Below are 23,903 nucleotides of genomic sequence, written 5' to 3'. Positions count from 1 at the left end.
TGTCTGTCGGGGAAAACCTAGGTTGCCCTTGGGGTGAAGTCACGCATATGTTTTTCCCGTTGTTGTAAGGGCAAGGGTGAAACATGTTCCGCTTTCTCTATGATGTCATCGTCGGGGAGGTACAGGGGCTTCTGTTTCTTTTGTACATCGTTGCGGTCCTGTTGCTTGCGGGCGGTGCCTTTTACCTCTGTGTCCGACTGAACCTCTGGTCTCCTCTGCCCTGGCTCGCTGCGGCGTTTGTCATCGCTCTGGGCGGCTGGCTCAGTTTTCGGCATGACACGACAAACGCGAAAAAGTGAGTGCATCTGCGGCACAGTGCGGCCAGATCTCCCGATCCCAAGACAAAGAATCGCCCCGCTCTCTGAGAATCGCCCGACCCTGTTCCTTATATGCGCCGACGGGCAGGTTTTCCCTGCCATTGACGACGGCGGATTCACTCAAGCCTGCTTGGAAAAAAGGCGGTTTGAAAACCAAAAAAAACGCCCGCACGAGGCGGGCGCTGAGTTATTGAGGCAGGTTTCATACAGGCAAGAAACCTATCGAGCAGTGATCTCTTTATACGCGGTTCTGTGCCGCTCTCCAAGCTAAAAGTTTGAAAACACTTTCCGCTGCGCGTAAGTTTGCGGCAAGAACAACGGCACATCGGTCGCAAAAAGACCCCGGCGGAGGCAGCGTTTACACCATGGCACAAAACTATTTCTCGGGCGTCAAAAATACCGCGAGACTTTCGACTGCGGCGCTCGCGCTGTGCGCCCTGACCCCCATGGCCCATGCCGAGCCGACCCATGGTCTTGCCATGTATGGTGCGCCCGAGCTGCCCGCCGATTTCACATCCCTGCCCTATGTCCGCGCCGACGCGCCCAAGGGCGGCAAGATCGTCACCGGCGAAGGTGGCACATTTGATAGTCTCAATCCCTTTATCGACAAAGGCAATGTGCCTTGGCAGCTGCGCTACATGATGGCCGAAAGTCTGATGATTCAGGCCTATTCCGAACCCTTCTCGCTCTATTGCCTGCTGTGTGAGACGGTCGACACGGATGAAGATCGCACCTGGGTCGAGTTTACGCTCCGGCCCGAGGCAAAGTTTTCCGACGGCACGCCGGTGACGGTCGAGGATGTGATGTGGTCTTTTGAGACGCTGGGCACCGTTGGTCACGACCGCTACGGCTTGCTCTGGAGTCAGATCGACAGCGTCGAGCAGAACGGCGACAGATCCGTGAAATTCACCTTCAACACGGAAAACCGCGAATTAGCGCTTTTGGTGGCCACCCGTCCGATCCTGAAAAAGGCCTATTGGGACGACAAGGAGTTCACAAAATCCGGCATGGACCAGATCCCGGTGACCTCCGCGCCCTACACGGTGACCGACGCCAATCCCGGCATGTTCATCGAGATGACCCGCAACCTGGACTATTGGGGCAAGGACCTGCCGGTGATGCAGGGGCAGGCGAATTTCGACACCATCCGGTTTGAGTTTTTCGCCGATCCCTCGCTGGTGATCGAGGCCTTCAAAGCCGGAGAGCTGAATGCGCACCGCGAATTCAATGCGCAGACCTGGCAGGATCAATACGACTTTCCTGCGGTCACCCGCGGCGATGTGATCAAATCCGAGATCCCGCACCAGCGCCCCACCGGCATGACCGGATTCGCAATGAACACCCGCCTGCCGCAATTCGCCGATTGGCGCGTCCGGCAAGCGATGATCGAGGCCTTTAACTTCAACTATATCAACGAGGCCCAGACCGAGAACCAGCAGACCCGCATCACCTCTTACTTCTCCAACTCGCCGCTGGGCATGCGTCCGGGGCCTGCCGAAGGTCGCGTCAAAGAGCTTTTGGAACCCTATCAGGACGATCTGCTCCCCGGCGTGATGGAGGGTTACACCCTGCCCGAAACCTCGGGCCGTGAGATTGACCGAGGCGCGATGCGCCGTGCGCTCGCGCTGATGGAAGAGGCCGGATGGACCATCCAGAACGGCCAGATGAAAAATGCCGACGGCCAGCTTTTCACCTTCGAGATTCTGCTCATGGTCGGTGACGATGAAAACCAATCCATCATCGACACCTACACGCAAATGCTCAATCAACTGGGCATCCAGCCGAAAATCTCCGTCGTCGACAAACCGCAATATATCCAGCGCATGGAAACCTTCGATTTCGGCATGACCCCGGTGCGCTACGGCACCTCGCTCAGCCCCGGCAACGAGCAATATGCCTATTTCGGACAGGCCGCCGCCGATCAACCCGGCTCCCGCAACGTCGCGGGGATCAAGGACCCGGTCGTGGATGCGATGATCGCCAAAATGCTCGACGCGAATGACCGCGAAGACAGCCTCGCCGCCACCCGTGCGCTCGATCGGCTGTTGACCGCAGGCCGCTACGTCATCCCGCTTTACGCCTGGAACGAGAGCTTCGACGCACATGTGAAAGAGCTGCATTATCCTGAGCCCTTGCCTTTGTACGGCGATTGGATCATGTGGCGGGAAATGACCTGGTATTGGGAAGAATGACCCATCAGGCGCGGAAAATATAACCCTTCAGGCATGGGAAGAATGAACATGAAAAAAGCAGCAGTCGCCCTCCTCTTCACCCTCACCTTGGCCTCCTGCGGCACCGTCGCAGGTGTCGGCGAAGACATCACCGGCGCGTCCCGCACGGTTCAGAGCTGGTTCTGATCCGACCGGAGGTCAGTCTAAAGACGTCACCCAGAGGATCGTCGCATCCTCCGGGCTGACCGAGATCACGTTATGACCCATCGACGCGTCGTAATAGGCGCTGTCGCCGCGGCGCATTTCGACAGGTTCGTAGAACTCGGTGATCAGCTTGATGACGCCGGTGAGCACATAAAGAAATTCCTCGCCATCGTGCCGCACCCAGCCGTCGAACTCTTCGAAACTGCGCGCCCGGATCGTCGCGCGGTAGGGCAGCATGGATTTCTTGGTCAGCGCGCCCGCGAGCATCTCATGCTCATAGGTCGCCGTCGGATGCGCCGTGCCCTCGCCCGATTTCGTCACCGCCATGCGGCCCGAGATCTGTGCCTTTTGCGGCGGGGTGAAAAGCTGCGGCACGGAAATTTCCAACCCCACGGCGAGCTTTTTCAACGCATCGTAGGTGGGCGACATCTGACCGTTTTCGATTTTCGAAAGCGTCGAGCGCGCCAGCCCCGCCTGCGTCGCCGCCTGCTCCAAGGTCCAGCCGCGCGCTTTGCGCAGATCGCGCACGCGTTGCCCCAAGTCCAAAGGCCGCGCCTCGTCTGGCGCGCCCTCGACCCCTTCGCGGGCCAGTTTGATCAGGCTTGGGGTGTGATCGTCATCCGGTTCCATGGCGCTTTGTAGCGCGTCCGCTTGCGCAAAGAAAAGGACAAAAGAAAACCCCCGGATGCTGTTCTCGCATCTTCGGGGGCTCTTGGGGCAGGGTCAGTTGGGGGGACTGCTCGTGAGGTTTTGCCTGCCCTGAGTCTTGTTGCCGGTCGTCTTAGTCGATCTCGGAAGAGGTGACCGGAAGGGTCCCGGTGAGGAATTCGATGTCGGTGAGATCGCCGGTGACCTGATGGGAGATCACCCGATCCAGCGCGCCGCCTGCGATGGCAATCGCCGCGATCAGGCCAAGGGCCAGCGTGGCGGCGGGCATACGCATGCGGTGGCGAAAGCTGTCGATCTCATGTTCGGATCGCGGAGCGCGGCCCTGAAATGTGGAGAAGTGCGGAGTGCTCTGCATCGCCATGATGGTGACCCTGATGAACTTGAAAACGTTTGATTGCAGGTAGTTAACCACGATTCCCCCGTGTCGTCACGAGCTACACCCTGACACAATCTGCGCCCCGCTTAGGGATAATTTTATGTGAACATAAGCAGTACAAATCGAGAATATGCAGAGTTTGCAAACCTGCAAACCCACCCCAAACACAAGATATAGGGCAAGGAGAACATCCGATTTTCTGGAAATCGTGAAGGGCAGGAATATTTTCCTTTTTCACTCCCCTCCCCGCTCCGAGCGCGCTACAAGCCCTCAACATCCAAACGAGGTCCCGATGATCCCGCTCGACATTTTCCACGATCCGATCTGCCCCTGGTGCTACATCGGCAAGGCTCGGCTCGAGCGCGCGCTCGAAGCCCGCCCGAACCACCGCTTTGCGATTCAGTGGCATCCGTTCCAATTGAACCCGACGATGCCGAAGGGCGGCATGGAGCGACGCGACTATCTCAATGCGAAATTCGGCGGCTCCGAGGGGGCGCGCAAAGCCTATGCTCCGGTGGTCGAGATTCTGATCAAGGAACTGCCCAAGACCGACCTTCTCGCCATTCGCACCACGCCCAACACGCTGGATGCACACCGGCTCATTCACTGGGCCGGGATCGAGGGGCGTCAGACGCCGATGGTGTCCGCCCTCTATCGCGCCTATTTTCAGGAAGGCCGCGACATCGGCGCGCCGGAGGTTTTGGCCGATCTCGCCGGTCAGGTCGGAATGGATGCGGGGGCCACTTTGCGCCTCCTCGCGACCGACGCCGACATCGAGGAAATCCAGACCCGTGATCGGCACGCTCGAGATCGCGGCGTCAATGCCGTGCCGCTGTTCATCGTCGGCAACCAGCACGCGGTTTCCGGCGCGCAGCCGACCGATCTCTGGCTCGATGTGATCGACGAGTTGGCGGCGCAGGACGATCCTCTCTGAGAGCTGTGCATTCGCGCAGAGAGGCCTCTGCTTCACGCGGACTGTTCAAAACGTCGCAGCCGGATTACGGTCCCGGAAAGTTTCCTAAACCAACAGTCGCGACCCCTGCCTCGGCGGTCGCGACTTGTGTCTTGGAAAATCCGCAATCTGGCGGTGTGTTCCGGTGAGCGTTCCACCAAAGTGCACCGCACCCTATAAGAGAGACACCACATGCCGCGCCGTTTGCCGCAACTCGAATTCACGGTCCTTCTGGCCCTGCTCTTTGCGACCGTCGCCTTTTCCATCGACGCGATGTTGCCGGGCCTGCCGCAGATCGCCGCCGAGCTTTCGCCCGACGACGTCAACCGCGCTCAACTCGTTCTGACGTCTTTCGTCTTTGGCATGGGCTTCGGCACGCTGGTCTCCGGCCCGATCTCCGATCATTTCGGCCGCAAGCCTGTGATCCTCGCCGGTCTCGGCCTCTATATCGTCGGTGCGGTGATCGCGGGACTGTCGAACACGATGGAGATGATGCTGGTCGGTCGCGCCATTCAGGGCGTCGGCGGGGCCTTCCCGCGCACCGTCGGGGTCGCCATGGTGCGTGACCTCTACGAGGGCCGTGAGATGGCCAAGATCACCTCTTTCGTCATGACCATCTTCATGATCGTCCCCGCCGCCGCCCCCTCGATCGGCGCGCTGATCATTTCGGATTTCGGCTGGCACGGCATTTTCGCCGCCTTCGTCTTCGTCGCCGTCGTGGGTGCCACCTGGCTCGGCCTGCGTCAGGGCGAAACCCTTGCGCCGGAAAATCACCGCCGCCTGAACTGGACCGATCTGTCCTCCGGCGTCAAAGAGGTCTTCGGCAATTACAACGTCCGGATTTATACCGTGATCCTGATGCTCGGCTTCGGTCAGATGTTTGCCATCCTCTCCTCGGTGCAGCAGATTTACAGCGAGACCTACAATCTCGAAAACCTCTTCCCCTATCTCTTCGGCGCAACCGCGATCCTGTCGGCCGGCGGCGCGATCCTGAACGGCAAGCTCGTGGGCGAGAAAGGCATGCATTTCCTGATCCGTCTCGGCTACACGATCTCGCTCACCGCCTCTGTGGTTGCACTTGGTTTCAACCTCATGGGCATCGGCACCGGCACCCCCGGTTTCGTGGTGTTCTTCCTCTGGACCGTCGCGATGTTCTCGATCAACGCATTCACCTTCGGCAACCTCAACGCATTGGCTCTGGTGCCGCTGGGGCGTCTCGCAGGGCTTGCCAACTCGTTGATCGGTGCGGTGTTCACCATGGGCTCCGTGCTGATCGCAGCCCCTGTGGGCCTCGCCTTCAACGGCACGCCGGTTCCGGTGATGATCGCGGGCATCATCTGCTCCGGTCTGGCGCTGATCCTGTTCCGCTTTGAAGACAGCGCCACAGCGCCCCATGGCGCTCCTTCGCACCACGGGGAATAAGCGTTATTTCTTCATCGGTTGCGCAGCGACTTTGGCGAATTTCGCAAGGTCCTGCGCAATCGAATACGCGCCCTTGATCTTGTCGCTGTCTTTCTTCCAGTCGCGCCGGATGATGATCTTGTTGTCCTTGACCTTGGCCTGACCCTTTTGCCCGTGGATGAATTCCACAAGCCCCGCCGGGTTGGCATATTTGTCATTGTGGAACTGGATCGTCGCCCCTTTGGGCCCACCGTCCAGCCGTGCAATCCCGGCCTCCCGGCATTTCTCCTTGATCCGAACAACCAAGAGCAAAGTATTGACCTCTTTCGGCAATTTCCCGAAACGGTCGATCAGCTCGGCGGCGAAGCCTTCCAACTCCACCTTGGTTTTCAGCCCCGACAAACGCCGATAGAGTCCCAGCCGCACATCGAGATCGGGCACATAGGTTTCGGGGATCAGCACCGGCACGCCAAGGTTGATCTGCGGTGCCCATTGGCCGTCGTCGTCCAGGCTCACCGCCTCCTCGCCCGATTTGATCCGGGCAATCGCCTCTTCGAGCATGGATTGGTACAGCTCAAAACCGACTTCCTTGACGTGACCGGATTGCTCCTCGCCTACGAGATTGCCTGCGCCCCGGATGTCAAGGTCTTGAGAGGCAAGGGTAAATCCGGCCCCGAGCGTATCGAGAGACCCCAATACCCGCAGCCGTTTCTCCGCCTGCGGCGTCAAAGGCGCGCGGGGTTTCGTGGTCAGATAGGCATAGGCGCGCGTTTTGGCGCGACCGACCCGGCCCCGGATCTGGTAAAGCTGCGCAAGGCCGAACATATCGGCGCGGTGGACCACCATCGTGTTGGCGGTCGGAATGTCGATGCCGCTTTCCACGATGGTCGTCGCCAAGAGCACGTCATATTTCCCGTCGTAAAACGCGTTCATCCGGTCGTCGAGTTCCCCCGCCGCCATCTGGCCATGCGCCACCACATGGGTCAGCTCCGGCACCTGCGCCTTGAGGAACTCTTCGATCTCCGGGATGTCGTTGACCCGCGGCACGACGAAAAACGACTGCCCGCCCCGGTAATGTTCGCGCAAAAGCGCCTCGCGGATCGTCACCGTGTCGAATTCCGACACATAGGTGCGGATCGACAGCCGGTCCACGGGCGGCGTGCCAATGATCGACAGATCCCGCACGCCCGTCAGCGACATTTGCAGCGTCCGCGGGATCGGCGTGGCCGAGAGCGTCAGCACATGGATGTTGGATTTCAAGGACTTAAGCCGCTCTTTGTGCGTGACACCGAAACGTTGTTCCTCGTCCACGATGAGCAAGCCGAGATTGGCGAATTTGACCGACTTCGCCAGCAAAGCGTGGGTGCCGACGACAATATCAACCGTGCCCTCGGCCAGTTCCTCGCGGGTTTTCGCCATGTCTTTTGCGGAAACAAAGCGCGACATCGGCCTGATATTGATCGGAAATCCCCGGAACCTCTCGGCAAAGCTGCGGAAGTGTTGCCGGGCCAAAAGCGTGGTCGGCGCGATCACCGCGACTTGCGCACCCGAAAGTGCGGCAACAAAGGCCGCGCGCATCGCCACCTCGGTTTTGCCAAAGCCCACATCGCCACAGACCAGACGGTCCATCGGAATGCCGCGATCCAGATCGTCGAGGCAATCCTCGATGGCCTTCATCTGATCCTCGGTCTCCGTATAGGGGAAGCGCGCGCAGAAGGCCTCCCACATATCCTCCGGCGGCTCCATGATCGGCGCTTTGCGAATGTGCCGTTCGGCGGCGATGCGGATCAGCTTTTCCGCCACCTCACGGATGCGTTCTTTCATCCGCGCTTTCTTGGCCTGCCAAGCGCCGCCGCCGAGCTTGTCGAGAAGCCCTTCGTCATGGCCGTAGCGGCTCAGAAGCTCAATATTTTCAACGGGAAGATAAAGCCGATCCCCGCCCGCATATTCCAGCAACAGACATTCATGCGCCGCACCCAGGGCGGTCACCACCTCAAGTCCGCGGAAAATCCCCACGCCATGCTCGACATGGACAATCAGATCGCCGGGGCTCAGTGCGCTGTGTTCGGTGAGGAAATTTTCCGCCCGCTTCCGCCGCCCCGGACGGCGAATGAGGCGATCCCCCAAGACATCCTGTTCGGAAATTACCGTGACGGAATGGCCATCGCCCACCGGTGCCTCGAACCCCTGATCGAGCGTCCAGACCGCGAGATAGATGCCGCCGATCCCGTCCGGCACATCGCGCCAGTCGTGAATCTCCGTCAGCCCATTGAGGTCTTCGTCTTCCAAAAGCGACTTGAGCCGCTCCCGCGCGCCTTCGGACCATGAGGCAACGACCACCTGTCCGACTTCGCGCCGTTTGCGAATATGACCCGCCAACTCCTCGAAAAGATTGACACCTTCCATCTGGCGTTCGGGCGAGAAATTGCGCCCGACGCGACCGCCCGCGTCGATCACACCGGGACCGGACGCCTGCGGCAGAGGGTGGAAATGGATCACGCGCCGACCTTCGGTGGCCGCCTCCCAAGCCGCATCGTCCAGATATAACAGCCCCGGCGGGCAGGGTTTATAGACCGAGTCCAGCCGCCCCTTGGCATTCAGTGCCTCGCGTCGGGTCTGATACTGATCCTCAATGCCCTCCCAACGCGAAAGACGTGCCGCAGTGGATTGATCGTCAAGGGAAATCGTCACGCCCGGCAGGTAATCGAAAATCGTATTCAGCCGCTCGTGGAAATACGGGAGCCAATGCTCCATGCCCGCATGTTTGCGCCCCGCCGTCACCGCCTCATAAAGCGGATCGTCGGTGCCTGCCGCGCCGAATTCGATGCGGTAATTCTGCCGAAACCGCGTGATCGCCGCCTCATCGAGGATCACCTCGGAAACCGGCGTGAAACTCACCTCGTCCATGCTGTCGACGGTCTTTTGCGACGCCGGATCGAAGCGCCGGATGCCGTCCAATTCGTCGCCGAAGAAATCGAGCCGCACCGGCAGGACCTGCCCCGGTGGGAAAACGTCGATGATGCCGCCGCGAATGGCGTAATCACCATGCTCGACCACCGTCGGCGCTTGGGTAAAGCCCATGCGGACGAAAAACGCCCGGAGCTCCGCCTCATTGACCCGCTGGCCTTTTCTGAGCGTAAACGCCGCCTCTGCCAGAGTATCCCGCGCCGGAACGCGCTGGGTCGCCGACGAGAGCGTGGTCAGCAGGACAAAGCGTTTCGGCACCGCACCATGCGCGAGAGCCGCCAGCGTCGCCATGCGCTGTGCCGCCAGATCGGCATTGGGCGAGCTGCGGTCGAACGGCAGGCAATCCCAAGCCGGGAATTCCAGCACCGGCAAATCGGGTGCGAAAAAGCGCAAGCCGTCGCGCAGCGCCGCCAGACGTTTGTCGTCACGGGCGACATGGATCAAAGGCGTCCCGGCCCGGGTCACTTCGCGGGCGAGGGAAAACGCGTCGAACCCCTCCGGCGCACCGCCGACGGTGAGATGGTTGGTCTTGCTCATCTGCTCACCCTCCCAGAGGGCCGATAACGATGTTCTGATACATGCCCCACATGGCAGTTGAGAAAATCGATAACATTCCAATGAGTTGCACATAGAACCTTTGGCGACGCAGCAAGGCTACGAGTTGCTCGCCCTTTGGCTCCTCAATCGAGATCCGGCGGGCGAGGCGAATGTTCAGAAACCCGACGAAGATCATCGGGAAGGCCATCAGGAACAGCGCCTGGGAGAATTCCATGTCATAGACGAAGCCGGTGAAACCCAGAATGGTGATCGCCGCCGCCGCAAGGGCCGTCAGCATGAGCCCCGAGACCTCGGCGATACTGAGCAGCCGGCCGCAGTTGATCCGCACCAGATCCTCGAGATCGGCCATGCGGGTGCCACCCTGACGTTTGGCCTTGAGCGCCAGATCGAAGGGCACACCCAGGACGAAATGCGAGGCTGTGGACCAGAGCACGGCCAGCGCGATCCAGTACCACAGATTCGAAAAAGACCGCATGTCGATCACTTCGAAAATGGTTGAATAGATATCCACGGGCGTCTGCTCTTTGCTCTTGGGGCCGGTTTCTACGGCAAATTCTGTGAGGGGCTTGCCCGACCTGTGCACAGATTAGGCCCCCCGGATGCCGATTCCTACCCTTGAAGCGCTGGAAAATCCATGCCACCTCAATGGAAATATCGCAAATCGAGGTCGCCGCCATGACACGCACCACCGCTCCCTTCCCGCTCACCCGTCTGCGCCGGACCCGAAAGACGGAGGCGCTGCGCGGTCTCGTGCGGGAAAATTACCTCTCCGTCGCCGATCTGATCTGGCCGGTCTTCGTGCGCGAAGGCGTGAATGAGGCGACGCCCATTGCCTCCATGCCCGGCGTCGAGCGATTGACCATCGACCGGCTGGTCAAGGCGGCCGTGAGCGCTTACGAGGCGGGCATTCCTGCGATCTGCCTCTTTCCCTATATCGAACAGGATTTGAAAACCGAGGATTGCGCTGGCGCCTGGCACCCGGACAACCTCGTCAACCGGGCCATTCGCGCGATCAAGGCGGAGGTGCCGGAGCTTGCGATCATGACCGACGTGGCGCTCGATCCCTATAACATCAACGGCCATGACGGCTATGTGGTGAATGGCGAGATCGTCAACGATATGACCGTCGAGGCTCTGGTGAAAATGTCCGTGGCCCAGGCCGAGGCGGGTGCTGACATCATCGGGCCGTCGGACATGATGGACGGGCGCATCGGCATGATCCGTCAGGCGCTTGAGGCCGAGGGCTTCGACAAGGTCTCGATCATGTCCTATGCGGCGAAATACGCTTCCGGGTTCTATGGTCCGTTCCGCGATGCAGTCGGCGCGTCGGGCGCTTTGAAAGGCGACAAGAAGACCTATCAGATGGACCCGGCCAACACCGACGAGGCGCTGCGCCTCGTCGAACGTGACCTTTTGGAAGGTGCGGATATGGTGATGGTCAAGCCCGGCATGCCCTATCTCGATGTCTGCACCCGGGTGCAGGAGCGGTTTCATGTCCCGACCTTCGCCTATCAGGTCTCCGGCGAATATGCGATGCTGGTCGCGGCCTTCCAGAATGGCTGGCTCGACCGCGATAAGATCGTGCTCGAGAGCCTCATGTGTTTCAAGCGCGCAGGCTGCAATGGCATTTTGACCTATTTTGCCCCTGAAGCAGCGAAATTGCTCGCGAAATAACGGCTACAGATCGGCAAAACCCCACTCAAACCCACCATAGGTGGTGTTTTGCCGATGACATGGGCAAGAACTTGCGGTTATAGTACCGACAAGCGGGCCAATAGAGCTCTTCACGAGGCATAGCAGCAAAGGGACACCCCTATGACGATTTCCAATCGCCGGACGTTCATGATCGGTCTGGGCAGCGCCGGGCTTTTGGCCGCCTGTGACAATTCCATGCGCTCGAACGGCGCCGCGACGATCGACGCACGGGTCGACAGCACGCTGAACTATCTCTATTCCGAATATCCCGGCACCACGGCACTGCGCGACAAATCCGTCGGCATGCTGGTCATGCCGCTGATCACCAAGGCGGGATTCGGCGTTGGTGGCTCTTACGGGCGCGGTGCGTTGCGTGTCGGGGGCGTCACTGTGGATTATTACTCTTCCGCTCAGGCCACCATCGGCCTTCAGATCGGCGCGCAGCAATATGCCCATGTTCTGTTTTTCATGACCAACGAAGCGCTGGCGGGTTTCCGGAACTCGCCGGGCTGGTCTGCGGGGGCGGATCTCGAATATGCGCTGTCCAACAAGGGCGAGAACCTTTCGGCAGAGACCATGACCTCGCTGTCGCCTGTGATCGCGGTGGTCTTCGGTCAGGCCGGTCTCATTGCGGGCGCAACTGTCGAGGGTACGAAATACACCCGGATCATCCCCTGAGTTCACGGCGCGCCGAAACTTAATGTGATGCATGAAAAAAAGCGGGGCAAGCCCCGCTTTTTGTTTGAGTATTTAGACCATCAGAAAGCCTATGGTACGGCCTCTTCCAAAACGCCGTCTGCCGACATCTGGGCATAGAGCAGACCTTCGCGCAGACCACGATCCGCAACAGAGAGCCGATCCGTCGGCCAGATGCGCAGAAGCGCCTGAAGGATCGCCGCGCCCGACATAATCAACTCCTGCCGGTCCCGCCCGATGCGCGGGTCGCGTTTGCGCCCTTCCGGGCCGAGGTCGAGATAATCGCGGATCACCCGGTTGATCTGCTCGGAGGTCATGCGCAGCCCGTCGACCTTGTTGCGGTCGTAGCGTTTGAGCCCGAGATGCGAGGCGGCGACCGTGGTCACCGTCCCCGAAGTGCCGATGATCTGAAAGCCTTCGCGACAGGCCTCATTGGCATAGGGGGTGAAATCGGCGAGTTTTTCCTCGAAATACCAGGACATCAGCGCAAACCGCGCGGCGTCGTCCTCGACGTCGGAGAATTGCTCCATCAGGGTCGCGACGCCCAGCGGCACGGAAATCCAGTCCACCACCTTGGCATGCGGAAACGGGCTGTCGGCATTGGTGAAACCGGTATGCAGCCGCATGATCGAGCGCGGACGTTCGGCGCGCGGCACATTGGTCAGGTCGATCCACACGAGTTCGGTCGAACCGCCGCCGATATCCACCACCAGAAGCTGTTCGGTCTTGGTCGACACCAGAGGGGCGCAGGAAATGACTGCGAGCCGCGCCTCTTCCTCCGGCTTGATGATTTCGAGCTTGAGCCCGGTCTCCCGCTGCACCCGGCGCAGGAAATCGCGCGAGTTGCGGGCGCGGCGACAGGCTTCCGTCGCCACCAGTCGCATGTGTTTGACCTCGTGTTTCTCGAGCTTCTTGCGACAGACGCGCAGCGCCTGAATGGTTCGCGAGATCGACGACCGGCACAACCGACCAGAGGCCTCTAACCCGTTGCCGAGCTGGACCGATTTCGAGAAACTGTCGACCACATGAAACTGGCTGCCCTTTGGCTGGGCGATCAGCATGCGGCACGAATTGGTACCGAGATCCAGCGCGGCATAAAGCTCGGCCGGGTCGGCGGGTTTGGGTGCGGGAGGCTCGACCGCTTTCGGGAACGCGCCCGCACCTTTGGGACGCTTGGGCGCCATGGTTCACGCCCTCCATATCAAGTTATCCCCATCATAAGCGAAAATCCGCGCGTCGGGCAAGAGCCGTGAAAAGGGATGACCATCACAATGCCCGGAGGTCACACGCAGCAGATCGGCCCTGCTCATGATCTTCTTGAGTATTTTTCCGATCTTGTGGCCTTCCCCGCGGCCCGGCTTTCTTTTATGCGTTCCGGCAAGGAAATTTAGCGCGAGGCTGGGCAAAATGGCTGATCTGACCGTAATCTACTGGCGAGACATCCCGGCGCAGGTCCGTGTGGGCCGGGGCCGCCGCGCTGCGCGTGCCGTTCTGCCGGAGCGGTTCGAACAAGCGATCGACCGCGTGGCGATGAAGATCGGTGCCACGGATGGTGACGCCTATATGGCCGAATGGCGCGATGTGGTGGAAGAAACCGCCCTCGACGGTCAGGACGCCGCCGACACCCGCGCCGCCGAACTCGACGCGGCCTATGACAAAGAGCGCCTGATCGCGCTGGTGAACAACGAGGGCCGTGAGGCCGAATAAAGGACGAGACCCATGACCCGTACTGTGATCGAGAGCAAGACCAAGACCGTCGTCATCGGCTTTGACGAACCCTTCTGTGTGATCGGCGAGCGCATCAACCCGACGGGCCGCAAGAAGCTCGCGGCCGAGCTGGAGATGGGGGATTTCTCCACCGTCGAGCGCGATGCGTTGGAACAGGTGGCCTGTGGTGCCAATGTGCTGGACATCAACTCCGGCGCGGTGTTCTCCAACAAAATGGCCGAAGATCCGCGCTATGCCGACAACAATTTCGTCGAGCCGCCGCTGATGGCCGAACTGGTTGCGCGCGTGCAGGCCGTGGTCGACGTGCCGCTGTGTATCGACAGCTCGGTGCCGGATGCTTTGGAAAAAGGTCTGGAAATGGCCGAGGGCCGCCCGCTTCTGAACTCGGTGACCGGCGAGGAAGAGCGGCTTGAACGCGTTCTGCCGCTGGTGAAGAAATATAACGTACCTGTTGTGGCGATCTCCAACGACGACAGCGGCATTTCCGAAGACCCGGACGTCCGCTTTGCTGTCGCGAAACGCATCGTGGAACGCGCGGCCGATTATGGCATTCCGGCGCATGACATCGTGGTCGATCCGCTGGTGATGCCGATCGGGGCGATGGCGACGGCTGGCCATCAGGTCTTTACGCTGGTGCGCCGTCTGCGCGAAGAGCTGGGCGTCAACACCACCTGCGGCGCGTCGAACATTTCCTTTGGCCTACCGCAACGCCACGGGATCAACGCGGCGTTCCTGCCGATGGCAATTGGCGCGGGCATGACGTCTGCGATCATGAACCCGGTGCGGCTGCAGGAGATGGAGGCGATCCGCGCCGCCAACCTGTTGATGAACCACGATGCGGATGGCTCGAAATGGATCGGGTTTTCCCGTGTGGCCGAGGCTGTGGCGCAGGGCGCGAGCTTTGCCGAGGCTGCTGCTGCGGCGGCCAGTGCCGGGGCTGGCGGGCGTCGCGGTGGTGGGCGTCGTCGGAGGGGCTAAGCACGTCCGAAGGGACGGTGTCTGAGTATTTGAACAGCAAAGGAAACGCAGGTCATGGCGCGATTGATCGCATTCAATAAGCCCTTTGACGTGCTTTCCCAGTTCACCGACAAGGGCACGGAGGGGACGACCCGCAAGACGCTCTCCGAATTCATCGACGTCCCGCGGGTCTATCCGGCGGGGCGGCTCGATCGCGACAGCGAGGGGCTTTTGCTTCTGACCGATGACGGCAAGTTGCAGGCGGCGATTTCGGACCCGAAGCACAAGATGGCCAAGACCTATCTGGCGCAGGTCGAGGGCGATCTGACGGAAGAGGCGCTTTCGCAGTTGCGCATGGGGGTCGAACTGAAGGACGGGATGACCCGGCCCGCCAAGGCCCGGCGCGTCGAGGAACCGGACTGGCTCTGGCCGCGCAATCCGCCGGTGCGTTACCGTAAATCTGTGCCCGAAAGCTGGCTTGAGCTGACGATTTCCGAGGGCCGCAACCGTCAGGTGCGCCGCATGAGTGCCGCCGTGGGCTTTCCGACGCTGCGGCTTATTCGGCTCTCCATCGGACCATGGAGTCTGGACGGTTTAGAGAATGGCGCATGGCGTGACGATGATCCGCAAAAAGCCCCGAATAAGGCAAAGAAGAATGGCTAAAGACCCCCTCGTGATTTTCACCCCCTCCGGCAAACGCGGCCATGTCGCGCCCGGCACCACCGTGTTGCAGGCGGCGCGGCAATTGGGCGTCGATCTGGATTCCGTGTGTGGCGGGCGTGGGATTTGTTCGAAATGTCAGGTGCAGCCCTCCTTCGGCGAGCATGCGAAACATGGCATTCATGCGGGCGAGGATGCGCTTTCGGAGGTCAACGCGGTTGAAGAGCGTTACGACCGGGTGCGGGGGCTGAAACCGGGGCGGCGTCTGGGCTGTCAGGCCTGTATTCAGGGCGACATCGTCTTGGATGTGCCGCCGGAAAGTCAGGTCCACAAACAGGTCGTGCGCAAGGCCGCGACCACGCGGGTGATCGAGATGGACCCTGCGACGCGCGCGGTTTACGTCGAGGTGGACGAGGCCGATATGCACGCCCCCACCGGCGATTGGGAGCGCACCAAGGCGGCACTCAAGGCGCAATGGAACATTGAGGCAGGCACCCTGCCCCTCACCATGCTGACCGCGCTGCAAGCCGCTCTGATCACAGGAAAATATAAGATCACGCTGGCCCTCAACGAAGCGCGCGAAGGGGCTGTGAAGGTGGTCGGCGTCTGGCCCGGCTATGTCGAGCCCGCGCTTTATGGGCTTGCCGTCGACCTCGGGTCTACCACCATCGCGGCGCATTTGACCGATCTGAAAACCGGGGCCGTTCTGGCCTCCGGCGGCGTGATGAACCCGCAGATCCGCTTTGGCGAGGATCTGATGTCGCGCGTCTCTTACGCGATGATGAACCCGGGCGGCGGCTCCGAGATGACCTCCGCCGTACGCAGCGCGCTCGATGAGTTGGCGGGGACCTTGTCCGAGGAATCGGGTATCTCCCGCGACCAGATTTTCGAGATGGTCGTGGTGATGAACCCGGTGATGCACCACCTTTTGCTCGGCCTCGATCCGATCCCTCTGGGGCAAGCGCCCTTTGCGCTCGCCACCAACTCCGCACTCGACCTGCCCGCGCGCGATATTGGGCTGACCCTTGCTCCCGAGGCACAGCTTTATATCCTGCCGCTGATCGCGGGCCATGTGGGCGCCGATGCCGCCGCTGTGGCGCTGTCCGAAGCGCCGCAGAAACAGGACGCGCTGACGCTGATCGTCGATGTGGGCACCAATGCCGAGATCATCCTCGGCAACAAAACCCGTGTTCTGGCCTGTTCCTCGCCCACCGGCCCGGCCTTTGAAGGGGCACAGATTTCCTCCGGCCAACGCGCCGCTGCGGGCGCCATCGAGCGGATCGAGATTGATCCCGCCACCAAGGAGCCGCGTTTCCGGGTGATCGGCTCCGATCTCTGGTCCGACGATCCGGCGTTTGACACCGAGGTCACCGGCATTTGCGGTTCCGGCATCATCGAGGCCGTGGCGGAAATGCGCATGGCCGGGGTTCTGGATGCGCAGGGGCTGATCGGATCGGCGGAAGCCACCGGCACGCCGCGCTGTCGTCCCACGGGCCGCACCCATGAGTACCTGATCCACGACGGCTCCGCCAATGGCGGCCCGGTGATCACCGTCACCCAAGGCGACATCCGCGCCATCCAGCTTGCGAAATCCGCGCTCTATGCAGGCGCCCGGCTTTTGATGGACGAGTTCGGCACGGATACGGTCGAGCGCGTGGTGCTTGCAGGCGCATTCGGCGCACATATCTCGCCGAAACACGCCATGGTGCTGGGCATGATCCCGGATTGCCCGCTGGATCATGTGACCTCCGCCGGGAATGCCGCAGGCACCGGCGCGCAGATCGCGCTGCTCAATCGCGGGGCCCGGCGCGAGATCAAGGAGCTGGTGCATCACATCACCAAGGTGGAAACCGCCATCGAGCCGAAGTTCCAAGAGCATTTCGTCAACGCCAACGCCATCCCGCACGCAACCGATCCTTTCACTGGCCTGCGTGCTCTCGTGCCCCTGCCCGATCTGAATTTCAACGCGGGCGATGGCGACGGTGGCGGACGGCGCAGACGGCGGCGCGGCTAAGAGCCAAAAGGTTCCCAGATACAGGTTGAAAATGATGTGAACGGGCGGAGGGAAACCTTTGCCCGTTTTGCCGGGTTGTGTCCCCAGAAGGCCGGCGAAGACGTCGCCCACGCCAAATTGACGAACACGAAAACGGAGGTTTCTCATGAAAACCCGTGGTAAATTCCTTGCCCTGTCCACCGCTGCCCTGATGGCTGCCGCCCCGCTCGCATCCTTTGCCGAGACCCCGGTGAACGGTGCCGAAATCATCAACGAACAGGCGCTCGACCGGAACTCCACCATCGCCGAAAATGCGATGAAGGTGCAGAACCTGACCACCCTGATCGAAGCGGTGAAGGCTGCCGGTCTCGCCGACGAGCTGATGGGCGAAGGCCCTTACACGCTCTTCGCGCCGACCAACGCCGCCTTTGACAAACTTCCGGCTGAGGCTGTGGCCGACCTGATGAAGCCCGAGAACCGCGAGATGCTTCAGGACGTGATCAACGCCCATCTGGTGAAGGGCGAATTCACGCCGCAGATGATCGACGACCTGCTCAAGAGCAAAGAGGCACCGGACGACGTTGCCCTGCCGGAAAATGTGGCGGTCGATTTCGACAACAACACCGTGACCCTGACCACCGTGTCCGGCGATCCGATCCGTGTCGAGAAAGGCACCGGCGAAGAGCTCATCCTGCGTGACGCTCAGAGCAATCTCGTGACCACGCTGGCGAAAGACATCGAGCAGTCCAACGGCGTGATGTACTTCGTTGACGGTGTGCTGATGCCGGTGTCTTGATAAGGCCGCAACGGCCTCAGATGTCCTATAAGGATGTCTTGGCCACGCCTCCCCGGGCGTGGCCTTTTTCATCGCCATACTGCGCAAATCCGCTTGACCGCCCCCGCGGCTTTGACTACCAAGTGCCTCACCTCAGGCGGGTATGATGTAATGGTAGCCTGTCAGCTTCCCAAGCTGAACGCGCGGGTTCGATTCCCGCTACCCGCTCCAGTCTCCTTCACATGGCAGCTTTACCTGGTCTCAGATGTCAGGCCCGACGCTTCCTGTTCCGGTCTCGCTGGCAACTGCCTACCGGGCTTGCGCCGCCGCGCGGCGCGTAGCATGCGCTGGAATTCGGGACAGTCGAAGTGATTTTCGTGCGGACAATCGGCCGTATGCCGCAGTATCTCGGCCAGCGAAGTGAGGCGAGCCGCTAAGGTTGCGATTTCCCCGGCTCGGGCCTCAAGCCGGTCGCGGTCGATCGCCACCCGCCCCTCGGACGAAATCCAGTCGCGAATGTCGTCGAGGCTGAACCCGGCCCAACGCGCGAGGCTGATCACGTCCAGCGTATCGAGCACCCGTGCTTCGAACACCCGCCGGAGACCATGGCGACCAACCGAGGAGATCAATCCTTTTTCCTCATAATATCTGAGGGTTGATGCCGGAAATCCGCTGCGTTTCGCCACTTCGGAAATATCGAGAAACATGGCTTGACCTCAAGTTGACTTCAAGTGGCAGGATAGCTCTTCCCTCACATCAAGGTAAGAGACAGATGACGATATTGACCTTCATGGCAGATGCCGTGTTCCTCGGGGCCGGCTCGACGCTTTTCATGGATGCGCTGGCCCTTCTGCGCCAGCGCGTCTGGCAGATCCCTTCGCTCGATTATGCGCTCGTCGGGCGCTGGGGGCTTGGCATGACGCGGGGTCGGTTCCGCCATCGTACCATCCTCGACAGCCCGGCGGTTGCCGGGGAACGTCCCGTCGGCTGGGCCTTGCATTACCTGATCGGCATCGGCTTTGCCGCTCTGCTGCTGCTTTGGCTCGGGGCGCACCGGGGGGCGGCGGAGCTTGCCGCCGGAGAGATCTTCGGTGCCGCCATGTTCATCGGAACCGCCTCCGTTCTCTTGCCCTACTGTGTGATGCAACCGGCCTTCGGCTTTGGCTTTGCTGCCGCCCGGACACCTCGTCCCGGCTTGGCACGCAGGCGCAGCCTGGTCGCGCATCTGTCCTTCGGCCTCGGCCTGTTTTTCGCCGCGCTGATCTGGAACATGCTTGCACGACCGCTGTGACGTGAGGTTTCGCTTTGGCTTCCCCCTTCGACCCGCTACGGATTTCACCGGGAGGACATCACATGACCAAAGACTTTCTGGACATCGCGCAAGCGGCGCTGACCGAACGGCTCAAGGGCGAGAATTTCGAAAAATCCGTGTCGCTCCGGATCAAGGAGATCGGCAATCTGATCATCAAGGGCGACACGGCGGAGATTTCCGACGACCGTGCCGACTGCGCCATCATCGCCGATCAGCCGACTTTCGAGAAAATCCTCGCGGGTCAGTTGAACCCGATCAAAGCCGCCATGTTCGGCAAGCTCAAGATTGCGGGCGATGCCAAGACCGCGCTGAAATTCGGCAATCTCTTCGGATAAAAAATGGCCCATCAACGGGCCATTTTCACCTTATTCCAAAGCATTACCCGTTCATCTTCAGGTAATCGACAAGCTGCAACGTCGAACCGTCCTTGCCCGCGCCATCGGCCTCGCCGGCCAACACCGGTTGCAGCGCCAGAGCCAGTTCCTTGCCCAGCTCCACACCCCATTGGTCGTAGGAATTGATGCCAAGGATCACACCCTCGACAAACACCCGGTGCTCATAGAGTGCCACGATCTGGCCCAGCACGAAGGGCGTCAGTTTCTCATAGGCCAGCGTCGTCGTGGGCCGGTTGCCCGGGAAAACCCGGTGCCGCGCCTGACGGTCGAGCTCCGCGCCCTCGAACCCTTTTTTCTTCATGATCTCCGTGGCTTCCGACAAGGATCTGCCGCGCAGAAGCGCTTCGGACTGCGCCAGACAGTTCGAGACCAAAAGCTCATGCTGATGCGCCAGCCCCGGCTCGTGGCCGAACCGTCCGACCATGAATTCGCAGGGGATCACCCGCGTGCCTTGGTGGATCAGCTGATAAAACGCGTGCTGGCCATTGGTGCCCGGCTCGCCCCAGACCACCGGTCCGCTGTCGAACGGCAAATCGCTGCCGTCCATCGCCACGCGTTTGCCGTTCGATTCCATTTCGAGCTGTTGCAGATAGGCCGGAAGCCGCAGCAGACGTTGCTCATAGGGCAGCACCGCGCGGGTGGCATAGCCGCAGACCTGATTGTGCCAGACGCCCACCAGCGCCAAAAGCACCGGCAGGTTGTCCTGCCATTCGGCGGTGCGGAAATGCGTGTCCATCGCCTGCCCGCCGCGCAAGAATTCGGCAAAGCGCTGCGGCCCGATGGCGAGCATCAAGGACAGCCCGATCGGCCCCCAGACGGAATAGCGCCCGCCGACCCAATCCTCGAAACCGAACACCAGATCGGGGTCAATGCCGAAAGCGGCGTTCTTGTCCTTCGCGGTCGACAGCGCCGCGAAATGTTTCGAAATCCCCTCTTCGCCCACCGATTTCACCAACCAGTCGCGCGCCGTCTGCGCATTGGTCATGGTCTCGATTGTGGTGAAAGTTTTGGAGGCGACAATGACCAGCGTGGTCTGCGGGTTCAGCCCGGCCAGCACATCATGCACATGCGCGCCGTCGACATTGGACACGAAATGGCAATGGGGCCCGTCGGCATAGGGCTTGAGCGCTTCATAGGCCATCACCGGCCCAAGGTCGGAGCCGCCGATGCCGATATTGACGACGCTCTCAAAGGGCACGCCGGAATAGGACGTAATCGCCCCGCGCCGCACCCGGTCGGCGAAATCGTCCATCCGCGCCAGCGTATGGCGCACACCGGGGATCACATCCTTGCCGTCGACCATGACCGGCCCGCCATCGAGGTTGCGCAGCGCCGTATGCAGTACCGCACGCCCCTCGGTGTCGTTGATCTTCTCGCCCGAGAACATCGCCTCGCGTTTTTCCGGCACCCCCGCCACATCCAGAAGGTCGAACAGAGCCGCCCGCGTCGCTTCGTCAATGTTGGTCTTCGAATAATCGAACAAAAGCCCGTCCGCCATCGCCGAGAACCGTGAGGCCCGGTCTGAATCCTCTGCGAAGAGATCGAGGATATGACGGTCTGCGCTTGCACTGCGCAGCGATTTGAGGGCGGCAAAATCAACAGTCATTGCAAGTCCTTTCGGCGGCTCGGGCCGACGCGCCTGTCAGCCCGGTTCTTTCATTCTGCTTATAGTCGAATTGTTTCAGGGACGCTAAACCTTCCTCGCAAAAGAGGAAATTTCAACACGAAACGGTTCGCGCAGAGCTCAGGGTGCCCAATGCACCGTCGCATCGGCCAGAAAAGCGCGCACCGGCGCCTCGATCTCCGACAGGGTTTCCGCCCGCTCGAGGGCCGCGCGTTTCTCCGCCCCGGTGATCAGGATGTGAGTCGAAATCGCGGTTTTGAGCGCCTTGGCCGAAAGCGTGATCCTCGGCTCACCCGCGCCGGGCGCGCGCATCGCCAAAAGCGTCGGCGCGTCCTCCGAGAGCCCCAGCTCAAGCTGATCCGCGCCGGGAAACAGGCTGGCCGTGTGCATATCCGTTCCCATGCCGAGCAAAAGCACATTGAGCGGCAGCGCCGCCTCCACCGCAGGCATCAGCCCCGGCAGGCCTTCCTCCGGCGTCGGCACGTCGCGATGGAGCGGGATGAGCTGCGCCGCCACCGCCTGGCCCACCAGAAGACGGCGTTTCAGAAGCGCCGTGTTCGAGCGCTCCGAGCTTTCCGGCACCCAGCGTTCGTCGTTCAGAAGCACATCGACCCGGCCCCAGTCGAGCGACACACCCGAGAGGATGTCGAACACCGGCCCCGGCGTCGTACCGCCCGGCACACAGAAACTCACGCGGTCCTCGACCTCGAGCGCCGCACGCAACTCCCCCGCGATCTTGTTGGCGAGATCGAGCAGCATCACTTCGCGGTCGGGAAATTCGACGAAATTCATCCCTTGATCTCCCGCCAGCGCCGCCCCTCGCGATGCAGCATGATCGCCGCCTCCTCGGGGCCCGAGGAATAGGCTTCATAGGGTTTCGGCACGTCGCCGCGCGCCTCCCAGCTTTCGATCAGAGGATCGGTCCAGGCCCAGGCCGCTTCCACCTCGTCGCCCCGCATGAACAGCGTCTGGTTGCCACGGATCACATCCATGATCAGGCGCTCATAGGCATCGGTGATCTCCTCGGCCTCTTCGCCAAGCGCCTCGGCAAAGGTCATATCGAGCGGCACGTCGATGAGGCGCATCCCCCCCGGCCCCGGTTCCTTGATCGTCACCTTGAGCGTCATGCCCTCATTGGGCTGCAAACGGATCGAAAGCAGGTTGGCATGGCGTCCGGCCTCTTCGCCAAAGATCGAATGCGGCGCGTCTTTGAACACCACGGCGATTTCCGAATTGCGCGCCTTGAGTTTCTTGCCGGTGCGCAGGAAAAACGGCGTTCCCGCCCACCGCCAGTTGGAAATCATACAGCGCAGCGCAATGAAGCTTTCGGTGCGCGAGCGCGGATCGCCCGCATCTTCGCGGTACGACGGTTCGTCGTCGGTGGCGTCATATTGGCCGCGCACGATGTGGTGATGGTCGATCGGCTCCAAGGCGCGGATCACCTTGAGCTTTTCGTCGCGCACCGAATCCGGTTCGAACCGCGAGGGCGGCTCCATCGCGATCAGGCACAAAAGCTGCATCAGGTGGTTCTGCACCATATCGCGCATCGCGCCCGAGCGGTCGTAATATTCGCCCCGCCCGCCAACACCGACCGTTTCGGCCACGGTGATCTGGATGTGATCGACATATTGCGAATTCCACAGCGGCTCGAAGAGGATATTGCCAAAGCGCACCGCCATCAGGTTTTGCACCGTCTCTTTGCCGAGATAGTGGTCGATCCGGTAAATCTGCGTCTCGTCGAAATGTTTCGCCAGATCGCGATTGAGCGCTTTTGCGGTTTTGAGATCGCGGCCAAAGGGCTTCTCGACCACGATCCGCGCCTTGTCGTCGGCGATGCCATGGCTCATCAGCCGCTCGGCAATGTCGCCAAAGAGCGACGGTGCCACCGAGAAATAATAGGCTTTGACCACATCCGCGCGCATCAGCTCTTTGAGCGTGTCCCAGCCATCCTCGCCCTTGGCATCGACCTGAACGTAATCGAGCCGCTTGAGGAAATCGCCGATCAGCCCCTCATCGCAGATATTTTTCGCGGAAAATTCGAGGATCGCCGCGCGGACGATGCGGCGGAATTCTTCCGTATCGTGTTCGGAGCGCGCCGCCCCGATGATCCGGGCCGTCTCCGGCATCTGACCGGCGCAGAACCGGCGGTAAAGCCCCGGCAGGATTTTCCGGCGCGCCAGATCCCCCGTGCCCCCGAAGATCACCAGATCGAAATCGTCGACCGGAATGACGCGTGACGCCATGGCTGTGTTCCTTTTCGCGTTTGAGCCGCCGGATTCGGGGACGTCTCCGCCCCGTTTCACAGCGCTTTGAGCGTTAGCGCTAACGACCCTTCTCCTAGCGCTTTGTCACAGAGAAGTCTAGCATCCCCGCGCCACCTCTCAAGTGTCCTTCCGGACAATTTCATATTCACGCTGCCGTGCAGCGAAAAGTGAGGCCTTTTCACCACGCAG

General features: G+C 61.1%; 23 protein-coding genes and 1 tRNA gene. 15 read left to right on the top strand and 9 right to left on the bottom strand.

What is annotated here, in order from left to right; translation table 11 throughout:
• Positions 1-83 precede the first annotated feature (83 nt).
• The 3 genes from V1475_RS13885 (at position 84) to V1475_RS13875 (ending at position 2,674) form a co-directional block, all read left to right on the top strand.
• A complete protein-coding gene (locus tag V1475_RS13885) occupies positions 84-299 on the top strand; it encodes a hypothetical protein (RefSeq protein WP_066709885.1) in 216 nt (71 codons plus the stop codon).
• 383 nt (positions 300-682) lie between these two features.
• On the top strand, positions 683-2,509 hold the full coding sequence (locus V1475_RS13880; RefSeq protein ID WP_479413221.1) for an extracellular solute-binding protein: 1,827 nt from the start codon (positions 683-685) through the stop codon (positions 2,507-2,509).
• Positions 2,510-2,557: 48 nt separating this feature from the next.
• On the top strand, positions 2,558-2,674 hold the full coding sequence (locus V1475_RS13875; protein WP_434287239.1) for a putative periplasmic lipoprotein: 117 nt from the start codon (positions 2,558-2,560) through the stop codon (positions 2,672-2,674).
• A 12-nt stretch (positions 2,675-2,686) separates the two neighbouring features.
• On the opposite strand, the gene V1475_RS13870 is transcribed toward V1475_RS13875, so the two are convergent.
• Together V1475_RS13870 and V1475_RS13865 are read right to left on the bottom strand one after the other, a co-directional pair.
• Positions 2,687-3,322 (bottom strand): helix-turn-helix domain-containing protein, encoded by a 636-nt coding sequence (locus V1475_RS13870; RefSeq protein WP_434287240.1) that lies wholly within the window; start codon positions 3,320-3,322, stop codon positions 2,687-2,689.
• A gap of 151 nt (positions 3,323-3,473) precedes the next feature.
• Positions 3,474-3,722, bottom strand: coding sequence for a hypothetical protein (locus tag V1475_RS13865; protein ID WP_434287241.1), 249 nt, complete (start codon positions 3,720-3,722; stop codon positions 3,474-3,476).
• Positions 3,723-4,029: 307 nt separating this feature from the next.
• On the opposite strand from V1475_RS13865, the gene V1475_RS13860 reads away from it, so the two are divergent.
• Positions 4,030-4,671, top strand: coding sequence for a DsbA family oxidoreductase (locus tag V1475_RS13860; protein WP_479413220.1), 642 nt, complete (start codon positions 4,030-4,032; stop codon positions 4,669-4,671).
• 210 nt (positions 4,672-4,881) lie between these two features.
• The gene (locus tag V1475_RS13855) at positions 4,882-6,111 is read left to right on the top strand and encodes a multidrug effflux MFS transporter (protein WP_479413219.1); all 1,230 of its coding nucleotides are present in this window, start codon (positions 4,882-4,884) and stop codon (positions 6,109-6,111) included.
• A 3-nt stretch (positions 6,112-6,114) separates the two neighbouring features.
• Here the strand turns inward: V1475_RS13855 and mfd are convergent, their stop codons facing one another.
• Together mfd and V1475_RS13845 are read right to left on the bottom strand one after the other, a co-directional pair.
• Complete coding sequence (mfd, locus tag V1475_RS13850) at positions 6,115-9,594, bottom strand: transcription-repair coupling factor (protein WP_479413218.1); 3,480 nt, start codon at positions 9,592-9,594, stop codon at positions 6,115-6,117.
• 4 nt (positions 9,595-9,598) lie between these two features.
• Entirely contained in the window at positions 9,599-10,126 is a 528-nt protein-coding gene (locus V1475_RS13845) for a component of SufBCD complex (RefSeq protein WP_479413217.1), read from the bottom strand.
• A 164-nt stretch (positions 10,127-10,290) separates the two neighbouring features.
• On the opposite strand from V1475_RS13845, the gene hemB reads away from it, so the two are divergent.
• Positions 10,291-11,289 carry a porphobilinogen synthase gene (gene hemB, locus V1475_RS13840; RefSeq protein ID WP_434287247.1) on the top strand — a complete coding sequence of 333 codons (999 nt, stop codon included), beginning with the start codon at positions 10,291-10,293 and terminating at the stop codon, positions 11,287-11,289.
• A 141-nt stretch (positions 11,290-11,430) separates the two neighbouring features.
• Positions 11,431-11,988, top strand: a complete 558-nt coding sequence (locus V1475_RS13835) for a lipid-binding SYLF domain-containing protein (RefSeq protein WP_434287248.1) — start codon at positions 11,431-11,433, stop codon at positions 11,986-11,988.
• Positions 11,989-12,077: 89 nt separating this feature from the next.
• Here the strand turns inward: V1475_RS13835 and V1475_RS13830 are convergent, their stop codons facing one another.
• Complete coding sequence (locus V1475_RS13830) at positions 12,078-13,190, bottom strand: Ppx/GppA phosphatase family protein (RefSeq protein ID WP_434287249.1); 1,113 nt, start codon at positions 13,188-13,190, stop codon at positions 12,078-12,080.
• A gap of 223 nt (positions 13,191-13,413) precedes the next feature.
• On the opposite strand from V1475_RS13830, the gene V1475_RS13825 reads away from it, so the two are divergent.
• The 6 genes from V1475_RS13825 (at position 13,414) to V1475_RS13800 (ending at position 18,350) form a co-directional block, all read left to right on the top strand.
• Positions 13,414-13,713 carry a virulence factor gene (locus V1475_RS13825; protein ID WP_479413216.1) on the top strand — a complete coding sequence of 100 codons (300 nt, stop codon included), beginning with the start codon at positions 13,414-13,416 and terminating at the stop codon, positions 13,711-13,713.
• A gap of 12 nt (positions 13,714-13,725) precedes the next feature.
• Positions 13,726-14,712 carry a methyltetrahydrofolate cobalamin methyltransferase gene (locus tag V1475_RS13820; protein ID WP_479413215.1) on the top strand — a complete coding sequence of 329 codons (987 nt, stop codon included), beginning with the start codon at positions 13,726-13,728 and terminating at the stop codon, positions 14,710-14,712.
• A gap of 54 nt (positions 14,713-14,766) precedes the next feature.
• A complete protein-coding gene (locus tag V1475_RS13815) occupies positions 14,767-15,354 on the top strand; it encodes an rRNA large subunit pseudouridine synthase E (protein ID WP_479413214.1) in 588 nt (195 codons plus the stop codon).
• Positions 15,347-17,365 carry an ASKHA domain-containing protein gene (locus V1475_RS13810; RefSeq protein WP_479413213.1) on the top strand — a complete coding sequence of 673 codons (2,019 nt, stop codon included), beginning with the start codon at positions 15,347-15,349 and terminating at the stop codon, positions 17,363-17,365. The genes V1475_RS13815 and V1475_RS13810 overlap by 8 nt, the downstream gene beginning before the upstream one ends.
• Positions 17,366-17,510: 145 nt before the next feature.
• Positions 17,511-18,140 (top strand): fasciclin domain-containing protein, encoded by a 630-nt coding sequence (locus tag V1475_RS13805; protein WP_479413212.1) that lies wholly within the window; start codon positions 17,511-17,513, stop codon positions 18,138-18,140.
• Between the two features lie 136 nt (positions 18,141-18,276).
• Positions 18,277-18,350, top strand: a tRNA-Gly gene (locus V1475_RS13800).
• Positions 18,351-18,370: 20 nt separating this feature from the next.
• Here the strand turns inward: V1475_RS13800 and V1475_RS13795 are convergent.
• On the bottom strand, positions 18,371-18,826 hold the full coding sequence (locus V1475_RS13795) for a helix-turn-helix domain-containing protein (protein WP_479413211.1): 456 nt from the start codon (positions 18,824-18,826) through the stop codon (positions 18,371-18,373).
• Positions 18,827-18,891: 65 nt separating this feature from the next.
• Here V1475_RS13795 and V1475_RS13790 point away from each other — a divergent pair, with 65 nt between their 5' ends.
• Positions 18,892-19,410 carry a DUF2938 family protein gene (locus V1475_RS13790; RefSeq protein ID WP_479413210.1) on the top strand — a complete coding sequence of 173 codons (519 nt, stop codon included), beginning with the start codon at positions 18,892-18,894 and terminating at the stop codon, positions 19,408-19,410.
• Positions 19,411-19,472: 62 nt separating this feature from the next.
• Positions 19,473-19,766: an SCP2 sterol-binding domain-containing protein gene (locus tag V1475_RS13785; RefSeq protein WP_479413209.1), complete on the top strand. Its 294-nt coding sequence runs from the start codon at positions 19,473-19,475 to the stop codon at positions 19,764-19,766.
• A gap of 43 nt (positions 19,767-19,809) precedes the next feature.
• On the opposite strand, the gene pgi is transcribed toward V1475_RS13785, so the two are convergent.
• The 3 genes from pgi to zwf all read right to left on the bottom strand — a co-directional run bounded on the left by pgi (position 19,810) and on the right by zwf (position 23,693).
• The gene (pgi, locus tag V1475_RS13780) at positions 19,810-21,432 is read right to left on the bottom strand and encodes a glucose-6-phosphate isomerase (protein ID WP_479413208.1); all 1,623 of its coding nucleotides are present in this window, start codon (positions 21,430-21,432) and stop codon (positions 19,810-19,812) included.
• 138 nt (positions 21,433-21,570) lie between these two features.
• Positions 21,571-22,242: a 6-phosphogluconolactonase gene (gene pgl / locus V1475_RS13775; RefSeq protein ID WP_479413207.1), complete on the bottom strand. Its 672-nt coding sequence runs from the start codon at positions 22,240-22,242 to the stop codon at positions 21,571-21,573.
• Positions 22,239-23,693 (bottom strand): glucose-6-phosphate dehydrogenase, encoded by a 1,455-nt coding sequence (gene zwf, locus V1475_RS13770; protein WP_479413206.1) that lies wholly within the window; start codon positions 23,691-23,693, stop codon positions 22,239-22,241. The genes pgl and zwf overlap by 4 nt, the downstream gene beginning before the upstream one ends.
• Between the last annotated feature and the right edge of the window lie 210 nt (positions 23,694-23,903).

This window comes from Celeribacter sp. SCSIO 80838 (assembly GCF_056498065.1).
The sequence above is the reverse complement of the archived record's forward strand: the minus strand, read 5'-3'. Positions and strand labels throughout refer to the sequence as shown.

What these genes read in the sequence shown, in the direction of transcription:
- V1475_RS13885 (WP_066709885.1), top strand. Translation starts at nt 84, where the DNA reads ATGTTCCGCTTTCTCTATGATGTCATCGTCGGGGAGGTACAGGGGCTT.
- V1475_RS13880 (WP_479413221.1), top strand. Translation starts at nt 683, where the DNA reads ATGGCACAAAACTATTTCTCGGGCGTCAAAAATACCGCGAGACTTTCG.
- V1475_RS13875 (WP_434287239.1), top strand. Translation starts at nt 2,558, where the DNA reads ATGAAAAAAGCAGCAGTCGCCCTCCTCTTCACCCTCACCTTGGCCTCC.
- V1475_RS13870 (WP_434287240.1), bottom strand. Translation starts at nt 3,322, where the DNA reads ATGGAACCGGATGACGATCACACCCCAAGCCTGATCAAACTGGCCCGC.
- V1475_RS13865 (WP_434287241.1), bottom strand. Translation starts at nt 3,722, where the DNA reads ATGGCGATGCAGAGCACTCCGCACTTCTCCACATTTCAGGGCCGCGCT.
- V1475_RS13860 (WP_479413220.1), top strand. Translation starts at nt 4,030, where the DNA reads ATGATCCCGCTCGACATTTTCCACGATCCGATCTGCCCCTGGTGCTAC.
- V1475_RS13855 (WP_479413219.1), top strand. Translation starts at nt 4,882, where the DNA reads ATGCCGCGCCGTTTGCCGCAACTCGAATTCACGGTCCTTCTGGCCCTG.
- mfd (WP_479413218.1), bottom strand. Translation starts at nt 9,594, where the DNA reads ATGAGCAAGACCAACCATCTCACCGTCGGCGGTGCGCCGGAGGGGTTC.
- hemB (WP_434287247.1), top strand. Translation starts at nt 10,291, where the DNA reads ATGACACGCACCACCGCTCCCTTCCCGCTCACCCGTCTGCGCCGGACC.
- V1475_RS13835 (WP_434287248.1), top strand. Translation starts at nt 11,431, where the DNA reads ATGACGATTTCCAATCGCCGGACGTTCATGATCGGTCTGGGCAGCGCC.
- V1475_RS13830 (WP_434287249.1), bottom strand. Translation starts at nt 13,190, where the DNA reads ATGGCGCCCAAGCGTCCCAAAGGTGCGGGCGCGTTCCCGAAAGCGGTC.
- V1475_RS13825 (WP_479413216.1), top strand. Translation starts at nt 13,414, where the DNA reads ATGGCTGATCTGACCGTAATCTACTGGCGAGACATCCCGGCGCAGGTC.
- V1475_RS13820 (WP_479413215.1), top strand. Translation starts at nt 13,726, where the DNA reads ATGACCCGTACTGTGATCGAGAGCAAGACCAAGACCGTCGTCATCGGC.
- V1475_RS13815 (WP_479413214.1), top strand. Translation starts at nt 14,767, where the DNA reads ATGGCGCGATTGATCGCATTCAATAAGCCCTTTGACGTGCTTTCCCAG.
- V1475_RS13810 (WP_479413213.1), top strand. Translation starts at nt 15,347, where the DNA reads ATGGCTAAAGACCCCCTCGTGATTTTCACCCCCTCCGGCAAACGCGGC.
- V1475_RS13805 (WP_479413212.1), top strand. Translation starts at nt 17,511, where the DNA reads ATGAAAACCCGTGGTAAATTCCTTGCCCTGTCCACCGCTGCCCTGATG.
- V1475_RS13795 (WP_479413211.1), bottom strand. Translation starts at nt 18,826, where the DNA reads ATGTTTCTCGATATTTCCGAAGTGGCGAAACGCAGCGGATTTCCGGCA.
- V1475_RS13790 (WP_479413210.1), top strand. Translation starts at nt 18,892, where the DNA reads ATGACGATATTGACCTTCATGGCAGATGCCGTGTTCCTCGGGGCCGGC.
- V1475_RS13785 (WP_479413209.1), top strand. Translation starts at nt 19,473, where the DNA reads ATGACCAAAGACTTTCTGGACATCGCGCAAGCGGCGCTGACCGAACGG.
- pgi (WP_479413208.1), bottom strand. Translation starts at nt 21,432, where the DNA reads ATGACTGTTGATTTTGCCGCCCTCAAATCGCTGCGCAGTGCAAGCGCA.
- pgl (WP_479413207.1), bottom strand. Translation starts at nt 22,242, where the DNA reads ATGAATTTCGTCGAATTTCCCGACCGCGAAGTGATGCTGCTCGATCTC.
- zwf (WP_479413206.1), bottom strand. Translation starts at nt 23,693, where the DNA reads ATGGCGTCACGCGTCATTCCGGTCGACGATTTCGATCTGGTGATCTTC.